The following is a 19,800-nucleotide window of genomic DNA, read 5'->3' as shown; positions in this document are numbered from 1 at the left end:
CCCTTGACCGGAAGAGACTGGACCGGAAGGGACGGGACCGGCGCGTCCCGGTGTTGACGGTTTCCGGGCTGCGGCGTAGACCTGAGACCAAGTGATACCTACTAAAACCGGCGGGTCCTTCACAGGAGCGGGACCGGGCCGGTCCGGAAAGAATCGCGGCATGCCATGCCAAAGCAAATGTCCAGACACTCTTCTGTCCTGAAGAGTCCGCGCCGGCAGGCCGGACAACCCCGGGCGCATCCCGGCGAACCGAGCCACGGCCCGCTGACGGCGGAGGAACTCCAGCTCGCCGTGCGGAACCATTCCATGCCGCTCGAGGCCCTGCGGAGCGACACCACACCGCCCGGACTGCACTACGTGCTCACGCACTTCGACATCCCGTTCATCGACGCCGATCACTGGCATCTGTGGATCGGCGGCGCCGTGCAGCGGTCCTTCGAACTGAGCCTGCGGGCCTTGCTCCGGGCACCGAGCATCACCCTCCCGGTCACCCTGGAGTGCGCCGGCAACGGCCGGTCCCTCCTGCGGCCCCGCCCACTGAGCCAGCCGTGGGTACTCGAGGGCGTGGGGACCGCCGTGTGGACCGGTGTCCCGCTCGCCTACCTGCTGACGCGGGCCGGAGTGGAGGACGACGCCGTGGAGGTGCTCTTCACCGGGGCCGACGCCGGCAGCCAGGGCGGCGTCGCCCAGCAGTACGCGCGCAGCCTGCCGATCGAGGAGGCCTTGCGCCCCGACGTCGTGCTCGCCTACCGGATGAACGGCGCAGACCTGCCGCCTCAGCACGGCTATCCGCTCCGGCTTGTGGTGCCCGGCTGGTACGGCATGGCGAGCGTGAAGTGGCTGACCTCGATCAAGGTTCTGACCAAGCCCTATGACGGTTTCCAGCAGGCAGTGGCGTACCGCTACCAGCATGACGCCGAGGATCCCGGAACCCCCGTCACCTGGATCAAGGTCCGCTCGCTCATGATGCCCCCGGGGGTCCCGGATTTCTTCACCCGGAGCCGGATCCTGCCCCCGGGACCGGTGATGCTCACCGGCCGGGCCTGGTCCGGGCAAGGCGCCGTGCAGCGCGTCGACGTCGGAATCGACGGAAAGTGGGCAGCGGCCCATCTGGAGCACCCGGCAGCGCCGTTTGCGTGGTGTGCGTGGTCGATGCCGTGGGTGGCCGATCCGGGCGAACACGAGCTCTCCTGCCGTGCCACGGATGCCAGCGGCGCGGTCCAGCCGCTGGAACCGGAATGGAACTACCAGGGCATGGGCAACAACGTGGTGCAGCGGATCAAGGTCAGCGTGGCATAGCGCCCCCACCCGGGGCGCGGGGACTTAGCGGCCGCGCCGCAGGTGCTCCGCATTCAGTTCATCGAGCTGGGAATCCGTGAGCTCGTCAAAGCCGCGGGCCTCGCGTTTGTCGCTGCGGGAGAAGCGGATGAACATCAGGATGATCAGGGGCAAGTCGACAATTTCGCAGATGAACCACAGGACGTCCCCCGCCAGCTGCTGGTCACGCAGGGCGTTGGGGAACCAGCCCATCGCAGACGGCGTCGTTGCGACGTGATCCAGCACCTGGCCGTTGAGGCGCAGCAGGATCCCGGGCACGGCATCGACCAGCAGCTCGATGAAAACAAACACGAACTCCATGATGAAGAACGCGCTGGAGCGGCGGAAGTCCGCGTCCTCGATGATCGGCAGGGCCATCATCATGCCAAGCAGCGGGACCCCCACCGTCAGGAGCGCCTCGGCCCAGGCGGCTGTGCGGAGGGTGTAGAACGCCGGAGTCAGGAAGGTGGAGAAGAGGGCAAGGCCCAGGAGCGGGGCGGCCATGGAGTTGCCCGCAAACCGCACCGCACTGTGCGCGAGCGCCCTGTTCAGCCGGCCGACGCCGCGCGGCGGCAGGGCCGCACGGGCGAGGGAAATGGGTTTTCCCAGGCCGATCAGCAGCGGCACCACGAAGAGCAACAGGGAAATCTTGAGCGTGAAGGCCCACCGGAGCTGCGCGCTGTAGACGCCAGGGAACCCGCACGTCAGCACTGTCAGGGACCCAAGGCCCAGAACATAGAACGCCAGCGTCCGCCACCCGGGATGGCGGTGCCCGCGCGCCGCCGCGGCCCTCAGGCCCAGCGCGTACAGCAGCGCCGAGCCGCCGATCAGGGCGGCGGCGGCCCAGTCGATCTGCCAGGCGGTGAGGACTACATCAAGGGGCGGCACGGGCTCATGATAGATACCATTTCTTGGAAGACGCCGGGCCCGTGCCTGGCCGGGCGGCCCGGGGCAGGCCTCAGCATCCCTCGTAGCCGGTGAGCACCTTGACCTTGTCCGCCGAGGCGGACGACGGATCGAAGGCGTCAGTAGTCCACGATCGCGCCGGCGGAGATGTTGACGGTCGCGTCCGTGATGGCCGCCGCCTTGTCCGAGACGATGAAGGAGGCCACGTTACCGACGTCCGTCAGCGTGGCCGTCCGGTTCAAATGTGCGGCCCTGGCAATCTCCACTACGATCTCTTCGCGGCCCTCGGCCTGCCACGGGATGGTTTCGATAATGCCGCCGGTGACCATGGTGACCACCCTGATGCCGTGTTTTCCCAGTTCCAGGGCCCATTGCCGGCGCAGTCCTTCCATCGCGTCGAGCGCCACCTTGAAACCGCCCAGGCCGGGGATCGTCTGCGGGCCCGAGCCGCCGAACATGAGCACGACGCCGGAGCGTTGCTTGACCATGTAGGCGGCGGCCGCGCGGGTGGTCAGGAAGTGCGTCCTCGCGGCCAGGGTGATGGGCTGGGTGAAGTCATCCACATCGATCTCCATGAGTGGCTGCTGGATGTCGCCGAATGAGATCACGTTGAAGGAGATGTCGATCCTCTTGCTCTTCTTCGCCACCCGGCTTACGAAGGCATCCACCTGCTCTTCGTCCAGGGCGTCGACGACGGCGGTTTCGGCTGTGCCGCCTGCCTCGCGAATGTCATTGGCTACTTTTTCCAGCCGCGATTCCGTCCTTCCGGCAATGTGCACCGTGGCGCCGTCAGCCGCGAAAGCCCTTGCCACCGCCCCGCCGACCGCCCCGCCGCCGCCATAGATCAGGGCGGTCTTGCCGTGAAGCACGCCGTTTTCCGGAATCCCGATGTTCACCATGGTCGCCTGCCTAGTGCCGCGGAGTACGTGAATTCCCTCAACTATGTTCTTGCGGAGGGCGGGTGGCAAGAGGACCGGGCGCAGCGCGGCATTAGCTTCTGGGCAGCCCTCCGGGTCCGGTGGCTGGTCCTCCGGGTCCGGGCGCGGGCCCGGGTCCTGGTCCGGCGGAGGGTCCGGGTCCGACCGCGGGTCCGGGGGCGGGTCCAGGCCCGACGGGTCCGACCGCGGGTCCGGGGGCGGGTCCAGGCCCGACGGGCCCGACAGGCCCGACGGGTCCGGCGGCGGGTCCTCCGGTTCCGGGCGCAGGCCCGGCGTATGCAGGCACCGGCAGCTCGCCCGGATCGACCGGACCCATATCAAGGTGGAACGGCGGATATTCGTCCCGCATGAGGGCAACGTAGGCGATAACGCGGTAGATCCAGCGGTTCAGGCCAAGCAGGAGGTCGAAGAGCCCCCGCCGGTATTGGCCCGTGAACAACAGGATCACGCCGGCGATGAGGACCAGCAGCCCCAGGAGGGAGATGCCCACACCTTGCTGTACCCACTCGCCGTCCCGGTACTCCCACGTCCTCGCGGTCCCCGTCAGCAGGCTGATAAGCAGCAGATGTGGAATGGCCAGCAGCCACGATTTCACCAGCACCAGGCCGCGGGACAGCCGTTCGGGATAGTCGACGTCGAAGTCCGCCGGGTAATCGGTGCGGGCCAGGGTGAAGGGGGGATAGACATCCGTGCCGATAGCGCTGAAGGCGTAGAAGGCCACACGCCAGTTCCAGCGGATCACACCGACACTGAAATTGAACAGCGAGCGCGGGTAGCGCGCCGTGAACAGGATCGCGAACCACGCCACGATCGTGACCACTCCGAAGGCGAACCAGAGGATAAACAGGACGATGAAGTGCGGGATGGCCAGGAACCACTTCACGAGCCACATCCACCGTGACAGGTTCGGGTCGAGGTAGCCGTGGAGGCGGGCGGGGTACACATATGGGGTCGTAGCACCCGGTGCCACCGGATACGGAGTCCCCGGCGTGGCAGCGTAGGCTGCCACGGCACCCGGCGGGGCCGCACTGTTCTGCTGGCCGGGGGTGGCCCTGGGCGGGTAGGGACCCGCGGGATACGGCTGGCCGGGCTGGGCCGGCAAGTGCCCGGGAGGGACACCGCTGCCCGTCCCGCCTTGGCCCAGGCCGCCGCGGCCGAGTCCAACGGCGCCCAGCACTATCAGCGGCACGCCGATCAGCAGCATCACAAGTCCGCCGATCAGCAGGCCGATGAACACCGGCAGGAGCAGATCTGTGCGTGCCCCTGCCTGCAGATTCACGCTCACCGGAGACGTCCCGTCGGCATTCATGACCACCACTGCCCAGGATCCGGAGCGGAGGTCCCAGGTCAGTTCCTGTTCCCCCGGGCCTGTGGCAGTCGCGGCCCAGAAGGTCTGCTGCGCCGGATTGGACGGGACCTGGGAGCCGGCCACTTCGCGGTACCGCGCGCGGAAGGGGTTGAACCTGACGTCGACGATTTCGGTGCGCCGGACACCGGCCAGGTACGTCGCGACGTCGGCCCGCGGGGCAATTCCGATGAAGATTTCCTTGCCGGGGTCGGTGGAGGAACCGCGGAGCAGCACGCTGCCCGCAATGTCCACCGGAACGCCGTCGTCCACGCCGCCGCCGGTCATGAGGTCCAGCCGGGGGGTCGTCAGCGCGTAGGAATTGCCTGAGAAAGGCGCTGACGGCGTGATGAAGTACCTGCCGTCACGTTGTTGGTAGTTGACCCAGCCCGCAAAGCCGGCGCCCGCCAACAGTCCCAAACCGACCAGCGCGCACAGCGAGCCGATCACCAGCATGACAATCCGGCCTGCCTTCATGGCCGCCGTCCTTTCAGATGGTCCGTTTGCCACGCCCGGCCGGACGTGGCAAACGGAAGCTGGCGGCCCGGGCCGCTACCGCCCGAGCGGGATCACGAACGGCTTGGCTTCGTCGATCGCGCCGGCACTGCCGGCGTGGAGGACAACGAGCGCGTTCATGCCGTGATCACGACTTTGAGGGCCTTCGTCTCCGCGGCGCGGGCGAAAGTGTCGTACGCCTCCATGAACTCGTCAAAGGTGAAGTGGTGGGTGGCGAAACTGTCCGCGGGGATCTTTTGCTGTGCCACGAGCTTGAGCAGCATGGGGGTGGTGTTGGTGTTCACCAGGCCCATGCTGATGTTGATGTTCCGGATCCAGAGGTCTTCGACGTGCAGTTCCACGGCCTTGCCGTGCACACCCACGTTGGCCACGGTGCCGCCGGGACGCACGATGTCGGTGCACATCGTGAAGGTCGCCGGGACGCCCACGGCCTCGATCGCCACGTCCACACCCTGCCCGTCGGTCAGGAGCATGAGCTGCTCCTTCCAGTCGGCATCGGATGAGAGGACCACGTCGGTGGCTCCGAATTCGCGGGATTTCTCGAGCCGGTTCGCGTCGAGGTCGACGGCGATGATCGTGGCGGCGCCGTAGAGGCCGGCGGTGGAGATCGCGGCAAGTCCCACGGGGCCCGCGCCGATGACGGCGACCGTGTCGCCGGGCTTGACCCGGCCGTACTGCACGCCGATCTCAAAGCCGGTGGGGAGGATGTCGGAGAGCATGACGGCCTGCTGGTCGCTGACTCCCTCAGGCAGGAGGTGCAGGGAGTTCTCTGCATAGGGGACGCGGACGAACTCGGCCTGCGTGCCGTCGATCAGATGTCCGAAAACCCAGCCGATGCCGGAGGTTCCTTCCTCCCCCAGGCAATGGGAGTACAGGCCTGTCTTGCAGTTGGCGCAGTGCCCGCAGGACTTGATGCACGAAATGATGACGCGGTCCCCGACCTTGAGGCTGGTCACGGAGGCGCCGATCTCCGTGATGGTGCCGACCCCTTCGTGGCCCAGGATGCGGCCCTTGGCCACCGCGGGGACGTCGCCTTTGAGGATGTGCAGATCGGTCCCACAGATGGTGGTGGTGTCCACTTTGACGATCACATCGCTGGGATTCTGGATTGTGGGATCGGGGACCTCGGTCCACGATTTCTCCCCGGGACCGCCATAGACGAGGGCTTTCATACGTGCTCCTTGGTTTTGAGGATGACCAGCGGGTCCACGAGGCGCAGACGGCACGGAGTCTCCGTGCCATCGATTCCCGAATACAGCAACGAGGCGCGGGCACGCTCACGGAGTTCCTCGATCGCGGCGGCCGACACCCGGGCATGGGCGAGGTCGAGCACGAGTTCGAACCCGGGAAGCTTGCTTGTGACTCGGCGGCAAACGACATACAGTGCCCGCACGTTGGCCACGGTCACCACACCATGCACGTCGATCCGGGCTGTTTCGGCGTCGGCGTTCAGGCGGATGAGCACCTTGAGTTTAGGGTCCCCCGAATGGTGATGGATACTCATGTGGCCGTGGTCTCCTGCCTTTTCCTGCTGAAGCCGGAAAGTGCAAACGCCATTTCCTTCCCCAATTCGCGGTGAGACCCGTGCCGTATTTACGTGAAGTGGTTCTTCGCTCGACACGTCCCCCAACTGGCCGTGCAGCAACCTCCCCACACATTCAGCTTGGGGGGCGCTCGTGGCAGAGGTAAGGGGCGAAAGTCCCGTGTGCGCCTGTTGGGTCCTGCGGCGTCGCCCGCCTAGCCTGTTCCTATGTCTGATCCGCTCGATCCGTGCCGACCCCCGGATCTCGTGCTGGCCTCCGTGCGGCACCCCGGGGAGGAAATATGCTTCGACGTTCATCTTCGCGCCGGGGCCGTGCAGGCGATCATCCCGTCGCGCCCGGGCCCGGGTGCGCTCCCCGCTGCAACCCGGGTGGTGGATCTGGAGGGCCGCTACGTCATTCCTGGGCTGTGGGATGAGCACGTTCATATGACGCAGTGGGCGCTGGCCTCCAACCGGCTTGACCTCTCCAGTGCCGGCTCGGCGCGCGAGGCGGCCGCCGTCGTCGGGGCCCATATCGCCGGGGACACTAGCACCGGGTCCGGAAGCGGCGCCGGAGCTCCGGGTCCCGTCCAGACGCTGGTGGGCGTCGGTTTCCGCGATGCCATCTGGCATGACCTGCCCAGTCTGGACCTCCTGGACGGCGTGACGCGCGGCCGGCCTACGGCGCTGATCAGCCACGACCTCCACTGTGTCTGGCTCAACTCCGCAGCGGCCCAACAGTACGGAATGCCGGTGGATGCGGGCGGCCTGCTCCGGGAAGAACCGGCGTTCGCCCTGACCCGGGAGCTTGGCCAGCTGCCGGACGCGGTGGTGGATCCGTGGGTGCGGCAGGCAGGGCAGGCTGCGGCCGCGCGGGGCGTGGTCGGGATTGTGGACTTCGAGATGACGTGGAACCGCGACGCCTGGCTGCGGAGGATCTCCGGCGGCTTCGCTGCCCTGCGGGTTGAAGCGGGCGTCTATCCGCAGGACCTGGACCGGGCCGTGGCAGAGGGGCTGCGGACAGGTTTGGCGGTGGCCGGCAGTGGCGGGCTGCTCAGCGTGGGCCCCCTGAAAGTGCTGATCGACGGCTCGCTCAATACCCGCACAGCGTATTGCGTGGACCCGTATCCGAACGGCGGCCACGGGCTGCTGACCGTGAGCGAGGCGGAGCTGCTCGCCCTGTTGGTCCGGGCCCGGCAGGCGGGTTTTGTGCCGGCGGTCCACGCAATCGGCGACGCGGCCAACCAAGTCGCCTTGGATGCGTTTGAGGCGGCGGGCCTCGCCGGACGGGTGGAGCATGCCCAGTTTGTCCGGAGCGAGGATTTCGCCCGCTTCGGCCGGTTGGGCGTGACCGCGAGCGTCCAGCCTGCGCATGCCCTCGATGACCGGGACGCCGCCGAGGCGAACTGGCCGGGGCGAACGGACCGGTCCTTCCCGCTCCGTTCATTGCTGGCCGCCGGGGCGACTCTCGCCCTGGGCTCGGACGCTCCGGTGGCCCCACTGGATCCGTGGATTGCCATGTCCGCTGCCACGGCGCGGGCCCGGCTGGATGGCCGCGGGCCGTGGCATGCCGAGCAGGCCCTCACGCGGCAGGAGGCCCTCACGGCCTCGACCCGCGGTCGCGGCCGTCTCCGGGTCGGGGACCCCGCCGATATTGCAGTGCTCGACGCCGACCCGCTGACCGTGTCGGATGCGGAGTTTGCGGCCATACCGGTGGCCGCCACGTTAGTGGCGGGACGGTTCACGTACGGCGGCTAAGCACCTTTGACGCGCGCCTGGACTAAGTTGGCGTACGGCAGGCGGCCGTATTCTTCGATGAATGCGGCATGGTACCGGGCTTCGGCCGCGTTGAGTTGCTCAACGGGCAACTCTTTCCACGCGATGATCAGGGCCCCGGGCACGGCGAGCTGCCAGATGAGCCGCCCGTCCCAGTGGCCCGGCGGCTTGCCTTCGCCGAAGTCGACGAATTCCTGGATTTGCCGGCGCAGTCCGCGGTTGCCCTTGCTTCCGGGGCCGGCTTTGCCCACGAAGAGGACATCGGCGCCGTCCACCCATTCGGCGTCGAGAGCGTCCGCCTTGAGGGTGGGGTTCTTCTTCTTGAAGATGCCGGCGGTGCTCCTGGCCAGGAACTGGGGCCGGAAGCCCTCGGGCCGCAGTACCGCGAAGATCCCGGGCTTCTGCGGGATCCGGTTGATGTCAAGGTCCTGGAGCGGCCGGAAACCGGTGAAGCCGTCCTGTTTCAGCGACTGTGTGTTGATGGGCATGGGTTCCTTGGATCGGGGCTCGTGGCGTTTCTTTGAAGCTTACGGAAGAAGCTCACTCACTGAAGTCCGGGCTCAGCTGCGGGTGAAGGTGCCCAGCCCGGTCTGATCGTAGAAATCAAGCCTGACGCTCGGAGCCGTGCCGCCTCGGGCTGCGGCGTCCGCACCAGGGGCTGCAGCCGCGCCGGGGGCGAAGATTGCCCCGGCAAGACCGTTGGCGTTCTCGCCGATTGATTCAAAGCTGAAGGTGTCGCCGTCAAAATGAGTGAGCGGGAACTTGGTGGTCCTGCCGGCCGGGCCCAGCTCAAGGGTCAGCACGCCGTTCTCCACCGCGACGGTGAGCGGGCCGTAGTAGGAGTTCGCGTAACTGCCGATGTAGAAATTGTTGCCCTGCGCCGGTTTGGCCTGGGCCGGTGCCTTGGAATAGTCAACTTTTGGCTTCTCCGACTCATCGATCTTCTGGAAGACGCCCGAGGTGAATCCGATCCAGTCCACTGTCGGGGCGCCGTTCTGGGCCGTGTCCAGGAATGCGGCGCAGATCGCTTCGGGGATGCCCTGCGGCCGGCCATTGGTCAGGGCCACAACGCCCAGCTGCTCGCCGGGGAGCAGTGAGACGGCGGTCGCGGCACCAAGGTTGAAGGCCCCCGAGTGCCCGAGCATGAGCCGGGCGTGGTCGTCGTAGGAGACGTTCCAGCCCAAGCCGTAGAAGCGGGTGCGGGCGCCCGGCGTCGCCGGTGGGCCCGACACGGCGTGCGGGACATGCGTGACACCAAGCGCGTCCGGGTCGATGACCTCGCTTCCCTCAAAGCTGCCGTTGGCGAGCTGCAGGCGGATCCAGCGGGCCAGGTCGCGCACGGAGGAACTGGCCCCGCCGGCGGGTGCTTCGGCGTCGGCATCCCGGGTGTATTTGGCCACCCAGGTCTTGTTACCGGCTGGGACGTGGATCAGTGCCTTGTTCGTTGCCTTTTGGTAGTCCGCGTGGCGATAGCTCGTGGATGACATGCCCAGGGGCTTGAACAAGACTTCTTCGGCGAGGTCTGCCCAGGGTTTGTTCATGGCATCGGCGACAGCCTGCGCACCAGCCGTGTAGCCGAAGTTGCTGTAGTTGTAGCTCGACCGGAAGGAGTCCAGCGGCTGCTGGTTGAGGTGGCTGAGAATATAGGACTGGTCGAATCCGAGGTCTTCCAACAGATCGCCCGCCCCCGTACTGAGGCCGCCTTGATGTGACAACAGGTCGGCCGCCGTGGCGTTCCGCGTGACGTAGGGGTCTTTCAGGGCGAAGCCGGGGGTGTGGTTGATCACCGGTTCCGTCCAGGAGATGGCCTTGCGGCCCACGGCCACGGCCGCCACCGTGGAGGCCAAGGGTTTGGACACCGAGGCCAATTGAAAGACGGTATCCGCGTCCACTGTCTCGGGCCGGCCCGATTCCCGCACGCCGAAGCCCTTGGCGTACACCATTTGGTCTTGGTAGACCACGGCCACGGCGACTCCGGGAACACCGGTACTCTCCATCACGCCCTGGACCATCCCGTCCAGCTTTGCCAAGGCGGCGTTGACCTTCTGTTGGTCCAGGAGCGGTTTGACCTGCGGTTCCGGCGCCGGAAGCAGAGACGCCGACGGCACACCGGAGCCGCCGGAGGCACTGCTTCCGGTACCGGCGGGGGCACTTTGGGCCGTGCAGGCGGCCAGCAGCGGCATGCCCGCTATACCCGCGGCGCCGACGCCGACGGCTTTAAGTAACGAGCGGCGGTCCGAAGGCAGCGAGCTGATACTCGTCGCGATAGATTCCCTCTGGTTCATGGACAATCCTCCGCCCGGTTCCGCCTGGGGCGCAGAGCTAACGCCCTCTCCCATGATGGACCCGTGCCCGTTTTTGAGACAGGGGCGGTGCGCTCGGGTGTGGGTCCTCGGACGCCGGGATCTCGGGGCCGCACCTCCACAACCGCCAACGAATCCCACCAATCCCGCTAACCTCGCGGCCTCCTTCTGGTTGCCCTATTAATGTCCGATCCCCGGAGGAGACTGGATTCATGGACGGCAATCAGGGGCCCGAAGTGGTTCCGGCGGGAGACGGCGACTACGGGCTCGGCCGCGCCGGGAGCAGTGACGGCGGCGTCCAGGATTTGCTCGCATTCTGCTCCCGCGTACTCCGGGACCTGCGTCAGGCCGAAGATTGCGCCGGGATGATCGAGCAATACCGACGGCTTGACGAGTTTCACTCTGCGCTCGACGCGTTGCGGACGCGTCTTCAGCTCGACGTTTTCCTGGGCAGCGTTTCGGGAGTGACGTTGGGATCTGGAAGGTCGCCGATGGCTTCCGAAGCGGTGGAACGGCTCCGGAGGGCCATAAATGTCATAGCCCGCAGGGACACTTAACTCATGGACGGCAATCAGGGGCCCGAGACGATTCCGGCAGACCCGGCACCGGCAACTGCGGGGACCGTCGCTGAACTGGCCCGGATCCTGGCCTTCCTCCCGGCCCCGGACAGCGCTGCCGCACTGATCGACGAGATCCGGGACCTGGAGGACCTGAAGTCCGCCATGGCAGCCCGGCAGGCCCGGCACGCCGTGGCCTTCGACTTGCTCCAGCGCCGCGAACAAGCCCGGCTCGGCGTGCCGGCCGAGAGGCTTGGCGCCGGTGTCGGCGCGCAGATCGCCCTGGCCCGGCACGAATCCCCCGCCAGGGGTGGCCGGCTCCTGGGCCTGGCCAAAGCCCTGATCACCGAGATGCCGCACACCCTCACCGCCCTGGAAACCGGGCAGCTGAACGAATGGCGCGCCACCCTGCTCGTACGCGAAACCGCCTGCCTGACCGCCGCCGACCGGGCCGCCGTCGACGAGGAATTGGCGCCCGACGCCGGGACGTTCGCCGGGGCCGGTGACCGGTCCCTGGTCGCCGCGGCCCGCACCGCCGCGTACCGGCGTGACCCCCGCTCCGTCACCGAACGCGCCGCCCACGCCGCCAGTGAGCGGCGTGTCAGTCTCCGCCCGGCCCCCGATGCGATGACCTGCCTGACCGCGCTGCTGCCCGTGACCGCCGGCGTCGCCGTCTACAAGGCGTTGAGCGGGCACGCCGACACCCTCCGTGCCGCCGGGGACCCGAGGGGCCGCGGGCAGCTGATGGCCGATGCCCTGGTCGAACGCACCACCGGCACCCCGGGCGGGATCACCGGGGTCGAGATCCAGCTCGTCATCACCGACCGCACCCTCTTCCAGGGAGACTCCGAACCGGCCGTCCTGCCCGGCTACGGGACCGTCCCCGCCGGCTGGGCCCGCACCCTCATCAACGGCACAAGGGGTGCACACAGAGGTGAAGGCGGCCGTCCCCCCGGACCCGGCCGTCCCCCGGGATACAGTGGTCCCCCTGCACCCGGCGCCGCGGCCCCAAACACGGACAGAAACACGGACAGAAACGGTGACGGCCAGTCCGGCGGTCCGGGGCACAGTGGTCGCCCTGGACCGGGTGGCACCGGAGGGAGCGGCGATGACCCCGCGTTCAACCTCTGGCTCCGGCGGCTCTACACCCACCCCGGGAGCGGGGAGCTCGTGGGGATGGACTCCCGCGCCCGGCTCTTCCCACCCGGGCACCGCCGCTTCATCAAGGCCCGCGACGACACCTGCCGCACCCCCTACTGCGACGCGCCCATCCGCCACCTGGACCACATCATTCCCTGGCACACCGGCGGCCCGACCACCACGGACAACGCCGCCGGACTTTGCGAAGCCTGCAACCACACCAAGGAAACCCCCCGGCTGGAAAGCACGCCCGGCCCCCGGCCCCCGCCACACGCTCCAGCTGACGACACCGACAGGCCACAGCTACTACTCCACGGCGCCACCCCTGCCGGGCACGCCGCTTCGCCTAACGGCCACAGACCAGCCGAGGTCCCAGCCGGGCTCCCGCCATCGGCGCCAGCTCCGGCACCAAGCCAAAACGCTCAGGCGTGGAAAGCCCAAAGTTGGGGCGGCGGCATAGGGACCAGTCCGCTGGCTGCCGTGCAGGCCCGAACTAACATTGGCTCGGCCTCGGGGCACAGTTGCCGGGCGACGGGCCGCTATTCGAAGCACTCGATTCGCGGCTCTTGCCCTCGGCTCCGCCACGCTTCATCGCATCCAGCATGTCAGCGGCAAAGAAAAGCGCCCGACCACATGGGCGGCGGCGGACGTCAGGCCTGCAGGTACCTTCGCGATCTCGCTAAGAGACGGCTCGGACACTTCCGTGTCCCGAACAACCCGGAGTCATCAGATGGTTACCTGCAGGCGCTTTAAGCCTACGCCCGCCTCACGGCCGTCACCAGAGGGCGCGTTGACTCAGGGCAAACCCCCGCGCAGCCCCGGCCGAATAGGTCCCGGCCGAAACACCCCCTGCCGCGAAAGCGTAGAGTGGAGGAAGCCGCCTGATTCTGGACGCCAAGTGCTGAGGGAGAAATCGTGACGATTGACTGGGACGAAAAGAAGACCCTGCTGCAGGAGCCGAACATCGCCGCCGTGACGCAGCTGTGTGACGAACTCATGGAAAAGAAGCCTGGATCCGTGGTCCCGTACATCGACCCCATCCACGACGAGGACGAATGCCGGATCGTCAGCCTGCATATCAGCCCGGGCAAGGGCACCGAATCGGGCTTTGTCTCGCACTTCAACGATGATGAAGCCGCCCGCCGCGCCACCTCCATCTACGAGGCCGCAGAGCTGGACCCCCGCTATGTGATGCCGTGGAACGCCTACCCGTGGATCCGCGATCCGGAGGCATCCTCGGCCCTGAACGTCCAGGAGAAGACGGACGGCCTCCGGCCCTTCCGCCAGTTCCTCAAGATCAACAAGCGCGTCTCGGCCGTTATTGCCCACGGCGCGGACGCCCACTCCTTCCTGACGCTTTTCGAGAAGACCTACCATTCCTCGCTGAAGAATCATGGTGTCAAGATCTACAAGGCCACCGCACTTGGCGGCCGCGCCTTCGCGGTATCTCCGGCCAAGCAGGAAGAGCTCCTCGCCAAGAACGTCGAGGTCTACAAAGACGCCATGCAGCGGGCGGGCATCCAGCACCTCTGAGGCTCCACGCAACGCCGTCCGGCAACGGCATCCGGCGCAAGCCGAGCCGGCGCCGGCGGCATCACCCGGCCAGCAGCCTGCGCCGGTGTTTGAGTTCCTTGACCCAGTCGCGGGTGACCATCGCTGAAAACGGCGAGGCGCCGTCGTCGGTCATGGAGCCGAACGCCGTGCCCGCCTGAAGATCCGCCAGTAGCGGTTCAGAGGCCCTCAGCGCCAGTTCCAGCACCTGGACGGCGGCACGTTCAGTCAGCCCCATCCCCGCGGCCCAGCCCAGGAAGTGCTTCCGGGAAATCCCTGTGCGCTTGCCGTCCAGGGTCAGGGCGAGTGTCTTGTCCCCGTAGACGACCGTGGACGGGATGTCGTATACCGGCGCGATGGACCACTCTCCGGCCGGCTGCTGCACCATGGAAACGTTCTTCGCGTGCAGGTCGCCGTTGCCCGTCAGCCACGCAAATGCCGCCTGGAGGGCCAAATTCCGCACCGCGGGCAGCGGTGCCGCGCAATACGCCGCAAGCGCATGGCACACCTGCCCGTATCCCACGTTGTACTTGTCCGCAGGGTATAGGCCCAGCACCTGCGCACCGTCCTCGACGGCGAGCCGCTGCACGGCCCGCGGCGACCTGGCCGCCGCCTTGGGCCCCGACGCGCCGGCGACAGGCCCACCGGATACAGTGCCACCGGCTACAGTGCCACTGGCTAAAGGCACCCGGTCGAAGCGTTCCACGAGCAACCCGGGCCGCCCGGCGACGTCGCGGATCAGCTGGACCCGGCTCAGAGGGATCCGCAGCCGCGCTGCGTACCGGAACATCGCGTACTCGTTTTCGACGACGTGCGGGAACTCGGGCGCGTTGAGTTTGAGGATGTAGCGCCGGCCGGCGCTGGCCACCGGCATGGAGATCATTCCAGCGGACAGCTTGTCCTGCACCCCCGCCAGGGCCACCGGGTCGATCAGCCCGGAGTCGCCCAGCAGGGCATCGAAATCCACGGGCGTTGCGGGGTCAAGCTCGACGGCGTGCTCGTCCGGGTCCAGCTTCTCGCCATGGCCAACGATTTGCACGTCACCCACCGGGTTGGCACCGGCCGCGATGAGCAAGGACAGCTCATCATCCACGCTGGTCTTGATGGAACGGCGCAACGCATTCAGCCGCCGGCCCTCCGGCAGAAGCCCGGTGAAATACGGCGGGGCTGCCCCCGCCGCGGACAGTACGGGTTCCGGCGTTAGCGGCAGGGAGCTCGCGACGGCGGGGCCCCCGGACGCCAGATAGGCCGGCAGGTAGCTGAACCTGGTGCCGCCGTCGTGCCGCTCCAGCCGGGCCGCCAGCACGCCGGCCTTGTAGATATCCGCGATCCGGTGCCTCATGGCCGGGCTTCCGGCCCGTCCCGCAGTTCACCGTCGGCCCGCAGGCCGGCCACCGGGCCTGCGAGGGCACGGGCTGCGGCGCTGGTCCGGGTCTGGACCCGGAGTTCCAGCCCCAGCGTGTCCAGGAGCGCCAGCAGGGAGTCCAGCTGCACCGTGCGTTTTCCCTGTTCGACGAACCGGACGAAGCGCTCTGAGACTCCGGCCAGTTCGGCCAGCTCACGCTGGCTCAGACGGAGCGACCCGCGCCGGGCCCGGGCCTCGGCAGCGAGTTCGCCCGGAAATGCGTTCCCCATGGCCACCTCCCGTTGATCAAGATACGTCCGAGGGTCCGGCGTTCGTGCGTACGAACCTGCGGGATCGAACCTGTGTGCGTACCAACCTGTGAGATCGAACCCTGCGGGATCGAACCATGGCGGTACGAACGTGCCGCTTTGCAGGCATTTCCAGTATAGGACGGGCCAAGATGCCTGCACAGGGCTATAACGGCACGTACGTACCGGCGCACTGGGCAGGCAGAGGCAACTGCCGGCGACCGAAGGCACCCGCCATCACTGCACGGCTGGCGCAGCCCTGCCTCCACAGATTGGGCGGTTCAGCCGCGCGCGGGCGTGACGGTTCGCAATGGCCCGTAGGATTTAAGGGACTTAAGCGACAACCAGACCCCACGGAATCCGGAAAGGACTGCACACGATGACGCGCGCTTCCTTCCGGCTGTTCCGCACCGGCCTGATCGGATCCATCATCGTGGCGCTGGCAGCCGGTGGCCACCTGGCCGGCGGCGGACGGCTGCCCGAGCCGGCGATCGTGACGGCGTTGTGTGCCGTGGCGATGGTCCCCGTGGCCGTACTGACCCGCGTCCGCCTGTCCTTTCCGGCCCTGGCCGGCCTGCTTGGCGCAGGGCAGCTGTGGCTGCACTGGTCCTTCGGCACCTTGTCCTCAGGGGCGCCCGCGGCCCTCCAGGCCCGGATGGCTGCGGGTCATCCGGGCCATCCGGGCCATTCGGCGGCTGCCATTGCCCCGGCGATGTCCGACCCTTCCATGGCGGTTTCGGCGGCCGACATGGGCGGAGCCATGTTCGCCGCACACGCGGTGGCGACGCTCGGGACGGCACTGTTGCTCGCCCACAGCGAGCGTGCCCTGTCCGGACTTGCTTCCTGGCTGCGCCCGCTCGTGCAGCTGCCCCAGCCCTCCGCCGCCGCGCCCGTGCACGTCCCCCGCCCCCGCGCGGTCAACCTGGTCCTCCCCAAAGCCCGGGCTGGCCTCCGCCTGCCGACCAGGCGCGGACCTCCGGAGCTGTCGCCCGCCGCCTGACATCAATCCCTTTCACATACGGACGGGGACAGCAGGCGGCCACCCCACTGCTACCGCCGGAAGGACAACGCACCGGACGGCTCCCCACCTGATATCCGTTAGTGAAAGGCACCCTTGCCATGAAATCCTCCCTTCGCCGTACCCTCAAAACCGCCGCTGCCGCCACGATGACCGCGGGCCTGCTCGCCGCCGGCGCAGCAGCCGCCTCCGCCCACGTCCACGTCGACACCGATGATCCGGCCGCGGGCGGCTACAGCCACCTGACGTTCAATGTCCCCAGCGAGTCCGAGTCGGCCAAGACCAGCAAAATCGAAGTCACGCTGCCCACGGACACCCCGTTTACTTCGGTGTCGGTGAAGCCTGTCGAGGGCTGGAAGGCCGTCATCACCACAAGCGACCTGCCAAAGCCGATCACGATCGCCGGCGCCACGGTCACTAAGGCCCCAAGTTCCGTGGTCTGGACCGCGGACGAGGCCCACCAGATCGGACCGGACGAGTACCAGGCCTTCTCACTGTCCGTCGGCGTCCTGCCGGACGCGGGAACCACGGTGACGCTGCCGACGGCCCAGACCTACACCGATGGAACCGTCGTCAAGTGGGACGAGAAGACGGTCGAGGGCCAGGCCGAACCCGGGCACCCGGCACCCTCCTTCGTGACCACGGCCAAGGACGCCGACGCCCACGGCGCAGCCGTCCCCGCCGCAGCCACGACGACCGCACCCTCGGCGGCCCCGGCAGCGGCAGCGGGCATGTCCAGTGACGGCGGATCCGCCGCCGGCTGGATCGGGCTGGCCGCAGGGCTGATCGGACTGGCCGCGGGCGTCACCGCGCTGGTCCGCACCCGCCCGTCCAAGGTCCAGTAGTCCCGGCCAGCAGCCCGGACACAAACCCAGGCAAGTAGGCCGCCGCCGGAACTCCGGCCCGAGCGGCGACGGCGGCCCCGGACCCCCGGGGCCGCCGTCATACTTGACACCCCGGTGTGATCCCTGCCATATTTTAAAGCGTGAACCTGTCAGACAGCCGGACAGCAGGACAGCCATTGGCTCGCCTCAGTGCCGCCGAAGCCGTTTTCAACGTCCTCCGCACCGAGATCGAATCCGGCAGGCTCGGCGTCGGCGCCAAGCTGAGCTCCGAGGCCACTCTTGCCCAGCAGTACGGCGTGAGCCGCTCCGTGGTCCGGGAAGCCCTGCGCTCCTGCACCGCCCTGGGCCTGACGGTCACCAAGACCGGGCGGGGCACGTTCGTCGTCGCCAACCGCGTGGCAAAGGACCTGGTCCTGGGCCACTACTCGGCCCGCGACCTCACGGAGGCGCGTCCCCATATCGAGGTTCCCGCCGCCGGACTGGCTGCAGAACGCCGTTCGGCCGAGGAGCTGGCAACGCTGCGCGACATCGTCGCCGCGATGAGCGGCGAGGACGACCCCGAAGTGTGGGTGAGCCTGGACTCCAGCTTCCACGCGTTGATCGCGCGGGCCAGCCGCAACAAGGTCTTCGAGAACGTCGTCGCGGACATCCGGGACGCCCTCGCCCACCAGTCCGAGACCCTGAACATGGTGGCGGACCGCCAGCACGCGTCCGACGAGGAGCACCGGCGCATCCTGGCCGCGATCGAAGCCGGCGACGCGGCGACGGCGCGCATCGCCATGAGCCAGCATCTGCACGCCGTCGGCATTGCCCTCGACTCGATCCTCAACGCCTGACGTCAGGCGCCTGGTGCCTGGTTCCGTCAGCAATGCCGGAAGCAATCTGGTCAGCACCGGCAAAACCAGCACCAACACAGTGACCAGCCACCACAACCGCATAAACCGCCACCGCCAAAGGACGCAATGACTTCCCCTGCCCTCGACAACACCCCGACCCCGCTCGCCCCGGAGTGGCTGCCGCAGCACGTCCCGCTTGCGGTCCAGACCCGGGACGGGCTGGTCGAGAGTGTCCACTACGGCTCGGTCATCGCCACCGCAGCGGACGGCCAGATCCTACTCACTGCCGGGGAGCCCCTCGCCCCGTTCTACCCGCGGTCCGCCCTGAAGCCCCTGCAGGCCGTCGCCATGGTCCGCGCCGGGCTGGACCTCCCGGACGAACTGCTCGCCCTCGCCGCCGCCAGCCATTCCGGCGCAGCCAGCCACCGTGACGGCGCCCGGCGCATCCTGGAGCTGCACGGCCTGACGCCAGCGGACCTCGAGAACAGCACCGATCTCCCCTACGGCGCCCGCGAACGCGAAGACTGGCTCGGCGGCGGCGGCCGGGCCACCCAACTGACGCAGAACTGTTCCGGAAAGCATGCCGCCATGGCGGCCACCTGCGTCATCAACGGCTGGCCGGTCCAGGGCTATCTGGACCCGGCGCACCCGCTGCAGCAGCTGGTGGCCCAGACCGTGGCGGACCTCACCGGTGAAGACCCCCAGCGCACCACCACTGACGGCTGCGGCACCCCGCTCTTCGCGCTCACGCTGCGCGGCATGGCCCGCGCCTTTGGCCGCCTGGCCGCGGCTGCCGCGACCGGATCCGGCGAAGCGGAAGCCGCCGAAGCGGAAGCCGCCGTCGGCCGCGCCATGCGCCGCCACCCCGAGATGGTTGCGGGCGAGGACCGGGACGTCACCGCGCTGATGCGCCTGGTCCCCGGCCTGCTCGCCAAGGACGGCTTCGAGGGCGTCCAGCTGGTAGGCCTCCCGGACGGCCGCGCCCTCGCCGTGAAGGTTTCCGACGGCGGAGACCGCGCCCGGATGCCCGTCACCGTCCGGGTCCTGGCCGCGCTCGACGTCGACACCTCCCCCTTGGCGCGCCTCGCCGCCACACCTGTGCTGGGCGGCGGCCGGCCCGTAGGGCTGCTGCAGGCCACCGATTTCCTCGCTGACCCCAAGATCTCCCCCGCCCCCAAAGACCTGTAAGGGACCGCCATGACCTCGCTCGACGAACGCGCAGAATTCCGCTCCGAACACGACCTCCTGGGCGACCGGGATGTTCCCGCCGGCGCCTACTGGGGCGTCCACACCCTCCGGGCCGTGGAGAACTTCCCCATCACCGGCCAGCCACTGTCCTCCAACATGCACCTGGTCCGCGGCCTGGCCGCCGTGAAACTCGCCGCCGCCCGCACCAACCACGAGCTCGGACTGCTCGACGCCGGGCGCGCCGCCGCCATCGGGCAAGCCTGCACCGAGGTCATGAACGGCAAACTCAGCGAACAATTCGTCGTCGACGTCATCCAGGGCGGCGCCGGGACCTCCTCGAACATGAACGCCAACGAGGTCATCGCCAACCGGGCCCTGGAAATCCTCGG

The 19,800-nt window shown here is 68.1% G+C and carries 19 protein-coding genes; 10 read left to right on the top strand and 9 right to left on the bottom strand.

Annotation, left to right across the window (positions count from 1 at the left end; translation table 11 throughout):
* Positions 1–177 precede the first annotated feature (177 nt).
* Complete coding sequence (locus AC1DDH_RS19650; protein WP_230007269.1) at positions 178–1,299, top strand: sulfite oxidase; 1,122 nt, start codon at positions 178–180, stop codon at positions 1,297–1,299.
* A gap of 24 nt (positions 1,300–1,323) precedes the next feature.
* On the opposite strand, the gene AC1DDH_RS19645 is transcribed toward AC1DDH_RS19650, so the two are convergent.
* From AC1DDH_RS19645 to AC1DDH_RS19625, 5 genes are all read right to left on the bottom strand, one after another.
* Entirely contained in the window at positions 1,324–2,205 is an 882-nt protein-coding gene (locus AC1DDH_RS19645) for a cytochrome c oxidase assembly protein (RefSeq protein WP_476956118.1), read from the bottom strand.
* Between the two features lie 137 nt (positions 2,206–2,342).
* Positions 2,343–3,122, bottom strand: coding sequence for an SDR family NAD(P)-dependent oxidoreductase (locus AC1DDH_RS19640; protein WP_223915002.1), 780 nt, complete (start codon positions 3,120–3,122; stop codon positions 2,343–2,345).
* Between the two features lie 91 nt (positions 3,123–3,213).
* The gene (locus AC1DDH_RS19635) at positions 3,214–4,983 is read right to left on the bottom strand and encodes a DUF4389 domain-containing protein (protein ID WP_476956117.1); all 1,770 of its coding nucleotides are present in this window, start codon (positions 4,981–4,983) and stop codon (positions 3,214–3,216) included.
* Positions 4,984–5,138: 155 nt separating this feature from the next.
* Positions 5,139–6,194, bottom strand: coding sequence for a zinc-dependent alcohol dehydrogenase family protein (locus AC1DDH_RS19630; protein WP_018776072.1), 1,056 nt, complete (start codon positions 6,192–6,194; stop codon positions 5,139–5,141).
* Entirely contained in the window at positions 6,191–6,526 is a 336-nt protein-coding gene (locus AC1DDH_RS19625) for a hypothetical protein (RefSeq protein ID WP_028276886.1), read from the bottom strand. The genes AC1DDH_RS19630 and AC1DDH_RS19625 overlap by 4 nt, the downstream gene beginning before the upstream one ends.
* Positions 6,527–6,772: 246 nt before the next feature.
* Here AC1DDH_RS19625 and AC1DDH_RS19620 point away from each other — a divergent pair, with 246 nt between their 5' ends.
* Positions 6,773–8,302, top strand: coding sequence for an amidohydrolase (locus AC1DDH_RS19620; protein WP_476956116.1), 1,530 nt, complete (start codon positions 6,773–6,775; stop codon positions 8,300–8,302).
* On the opposite strand, the gene AC1DDH_RS19615 is transcribed toward AC1DDH_RS19620, so the two are convergent.
* Together AC1DDH_RS19615 and AC1DDH_RS19610 are read right to left on the bottom strand one after the other, a co-directional pair.
* Positions 8,299–8,808: a hypothetical protein gene (locus AC1DDH_RS19615; protein WP_476858087.1), complete on the bottom strand. Its 510-nt coding sequence runs from the start codon at positions 8,806–8,808 to the stop codon at positions 8,299–8,301. The genes AC1DDH_RS19620 and AC1DDH_RS19615 overlap by 4 nt on opposite strands.
* A 72-nt stretch (positions 8,809–8,880) precedes the next feature.
* A complete protein-coding gene (locus AC1DDH_RS19610; protein ID WP_476956115.1) occupies positions 8,881–10,605 on the bottom strand; it encodes a serine hydrolase in 1,725 nt (574 codons plus the stop codon).
* Positions 10,606–10,835: 230 nt separating this feature from the next.
* Here AC1DDH_RS19610 and AC1DDH_RS19605 point away from each other — a divergent pair, with 230 nt between their 5' ends.
* From AC1DDH_RS19605 to AC1DDH_RS19595, 3 genes are all read left to right on the top strand, one after another.
* Positions 10,836–11,180, top strand: coding sequence for a hypothetical protein (locus AC1DDH_RS19605; RefSeq protein WP_230007308.1), 345 nt, complete (start codon positions 10,836–10,838; stop codon positions 11,178–11,180).
* A 3-nt stretch (positions 11,181–11,183) separates the two neighbouring features.
* Positions 11,184–13,073 (top strand): HNH endonuclease, encoded by a 1,890-nt coding sequence (locus AC1DDH_RS19600; protein WP_476956114.1) that lies wholly within the window; start codon positions 11,184–11,186, stop codon positions 13,071–13,073.
* A 162-nt stretch (positions 13,074–13,235) separates the two neighbouring features.
* Positions 13,236–13,853: a uracil-DNA glycosylase family protein gene (locus AC1DDH_RS19595; RefSeq protein ID WP_028276890.1), complete on the top strand. Its 618-nt coding sequence runs from the start codon at positions 13,236–13,238 to the stop codon at positions 13,851–13,853.
* 61 nt (positions 13,854–13,914) lie between these two features.
* Here the strand turns inward: AC1DDH_RS19595 and AC1DDH_RS19590 are convergent, their stop codons facing one another.
* Together AC1DDH_RS19590 and AC1DDH_RS19585 are read right to left on the bottom strand one after the other, a co-directional pair.
* Entirely contained in the window at positions 13,915–15,213 is a 1,299-nt protein-coding gene (locus tag AC1DDH_RS19590; protein WP_476956113.1) for a type II toxin-antitoxin system HipA family toxin, read from the bottom strand.
* A complete protein-coding gene (locus tag AC1DDH_RS19585) occupies positions 15,210–15,506 on the bottom strand; it encodes a type II toxin-antitoxin system Y4mF family antitoxin (RefSeq protein ID WP_223914978.1) in 297 nt (98 codons plus the stop codon). The genes AC1DDH_RS19590 and AC1DDH_RS19585 overlap by 4 nt, the downstream gene beginning before the upstream one ends.
* 397 nt (positions 15,507–15,903) lie before the next feature.
* On the opposite strand from AC1DDH_RS19585, the gene AC1DDH_RS19580 reads away from it, so the two are divergent.
* From AC1DDH_RS19580 to AC1DDH_RS19560, 5 genes are all read left to right on the top strand, one after another.
* Entirely contained in the window at positions 15,904–16,524 is a 621-nt protein-coding gene (locus AC1DDH_RS19580; protein WP_476947338.1) for a hypothetical protein, read from the top strand.
* Positions 16,525–16,643: 119 nt separating this feature from the next.
* Positions 16,644–17,387 (top strand): YcnI family copper-binding membrane protein, encoded by a 744-nt coding sequence (locus AC1DDH_RS19575; protein WP_476956112.1) that lies wholly within the window; start codon positions 16,644–16,646, stop codon positions 17,385–17,387.
* A 140-nt stretch (positions 17,388–17,527) separates the two neighbouring features.
* Positions 17,528–18,223 carry a FadR/GntR family transcriptional regulator gene (locus AC1DDH_RS19570; RefSeq protein WP_476956111.1) on the top strand — a complete coding sequence of 232 codons (696 nt, stop codon included), beginning with the start codon at positions 17,528–17,530 and terminating at the stop codon, positions 18,221–18,223.
* Positions 18,224–18,349: 126 nt separating this feature from the next.
* Positions 18,350–19,411 (top strand): asparaginase, encoded by a 1,062-nt coding sequence (locus AC1DDH_RS19565; protein WP_476851856.1) that lies wholly within the window; start codon positions 18,350–18,352, stop codon positions 19,409–19,411.
* 9 nt (positions 19,412–19,420) lie between these two features.
* On the top strand, positions 19,421–19,800 hold a 380-nt coding region (locus AC1DDH_RS19560; RefSeq protein WP_476956110.1), incomplete at its 3' end, for a lyase family protein.

This window comes from Arthrobacter sp. 10T425, assembly GCF_056393985.1.
This window is presented reverse-complemented; position numbering and strand designations above follow the sequence as displayed.

Coding starts and splice junctions, on each gene's coding strand:
- AC1DDH_RS19565 (WP_476851856.1), top strand. CDS start 18,350: ATGACTTCCCCTGCCCTCGACAACACCCCGACCCCGCTCGCCCCGGAG.
- AC1DDH_RS19650 (WP_230007269.1), top strand. CDS start 178: ATGTCCAGACACTCTTCTGTCCTGAAGAGTCCGCGCCGGCAGGCCGGA.
- AC1DDH_RS19580 (WP_476947338.1), top strand. CDS start 15,904: ATGACGCGCGCTTCCTTCCGGCTGTTCCGCACCGGCCTGATCGGATCC.
- AC1DDH_RS19640 (WP_223915002.1), bottom strand. CDS start 3,122: ATGGTGAACATCGGGATTCCGGAAAACGGCGTGCTTCACGGCAAGACC.
- AC1DDH_RS19590 (WP_476956113.1), bottom strand. CDS start 15,213: ATGAGGCACCGGATCGCGGATATCTACAAGGCCGGCGTGCTGGCGGCC.
- AC1DDH_RS19585 (WP_223914978.1), bottom strand. CDS start 15,506: ATGGGGAACGCATTTCCGGGCGAACTCGCTGCCGAGGCCCGGGCCCGG.
- AC1DDH_RS19615 (WP_476858087.1), bottom strand. CDS start 8,808: ATGCCCATCAACACACAGTCGCTGAAACAGGACGGCTTCACCGGTTTC.
- AC1DDH_RS19630 (WP_018776072.1), bottom strand. CDS start 6,194: ATGAAAGCCCTCGTCTATGGCGGTCCCGGGGAGAAATCGTGGACCGAG.
- AC1DDH_RS19575 (WP_476956112.1), top strand. CDS start 16,644: ATGAAATCCTCCCTTCGCCGTACCCTCAAAACCGCCGCTGCCGCCACG.
- AC1DDH_RS19605 (WP_230007308.1), top strand. CDS start 10,836: ATGGACGGCAATCAGGGGCCCGAAGTGGTTCCGGCGGGAGACGGCGAC.
- AC1DDH_RS19620 (WP_476956116.1), top strand. CDS start 6,773: ATGTCTGATCCGCTCGATCCGTGCCGACCCCCGGATCTCGTGCTGGCC.
- AC1DDH_RS19635 (WP_476956117.1), bottom strand. CDS start 4,983: ATGAAGGCAGGCCGGATTGTCATGCTGGTGATCGGCTCGCTGTGCGCG.
- AC1DDH_RS19600 (WP_476956114.1), top strand. CDS start 11,184: ATGGACGGCAATCAGGGGCCCGAGACGATTCCGGCAGACCCGGCACCG.
- AC1DDH_RS19610 (WP_476956115.1), bottom strand. CDS start 10,605: ATGAACCAGAGGGAATCTATCGCGACGAGTATCAGCTCGCTGCCTTCG.
- AC1DDH_RS19625 (WP_028276886.1), bottom strand. CDS start 6,526: ATGAGTATCCATCACCATTCGGGGGACCCTAAACTCAAGGTGCTCATC.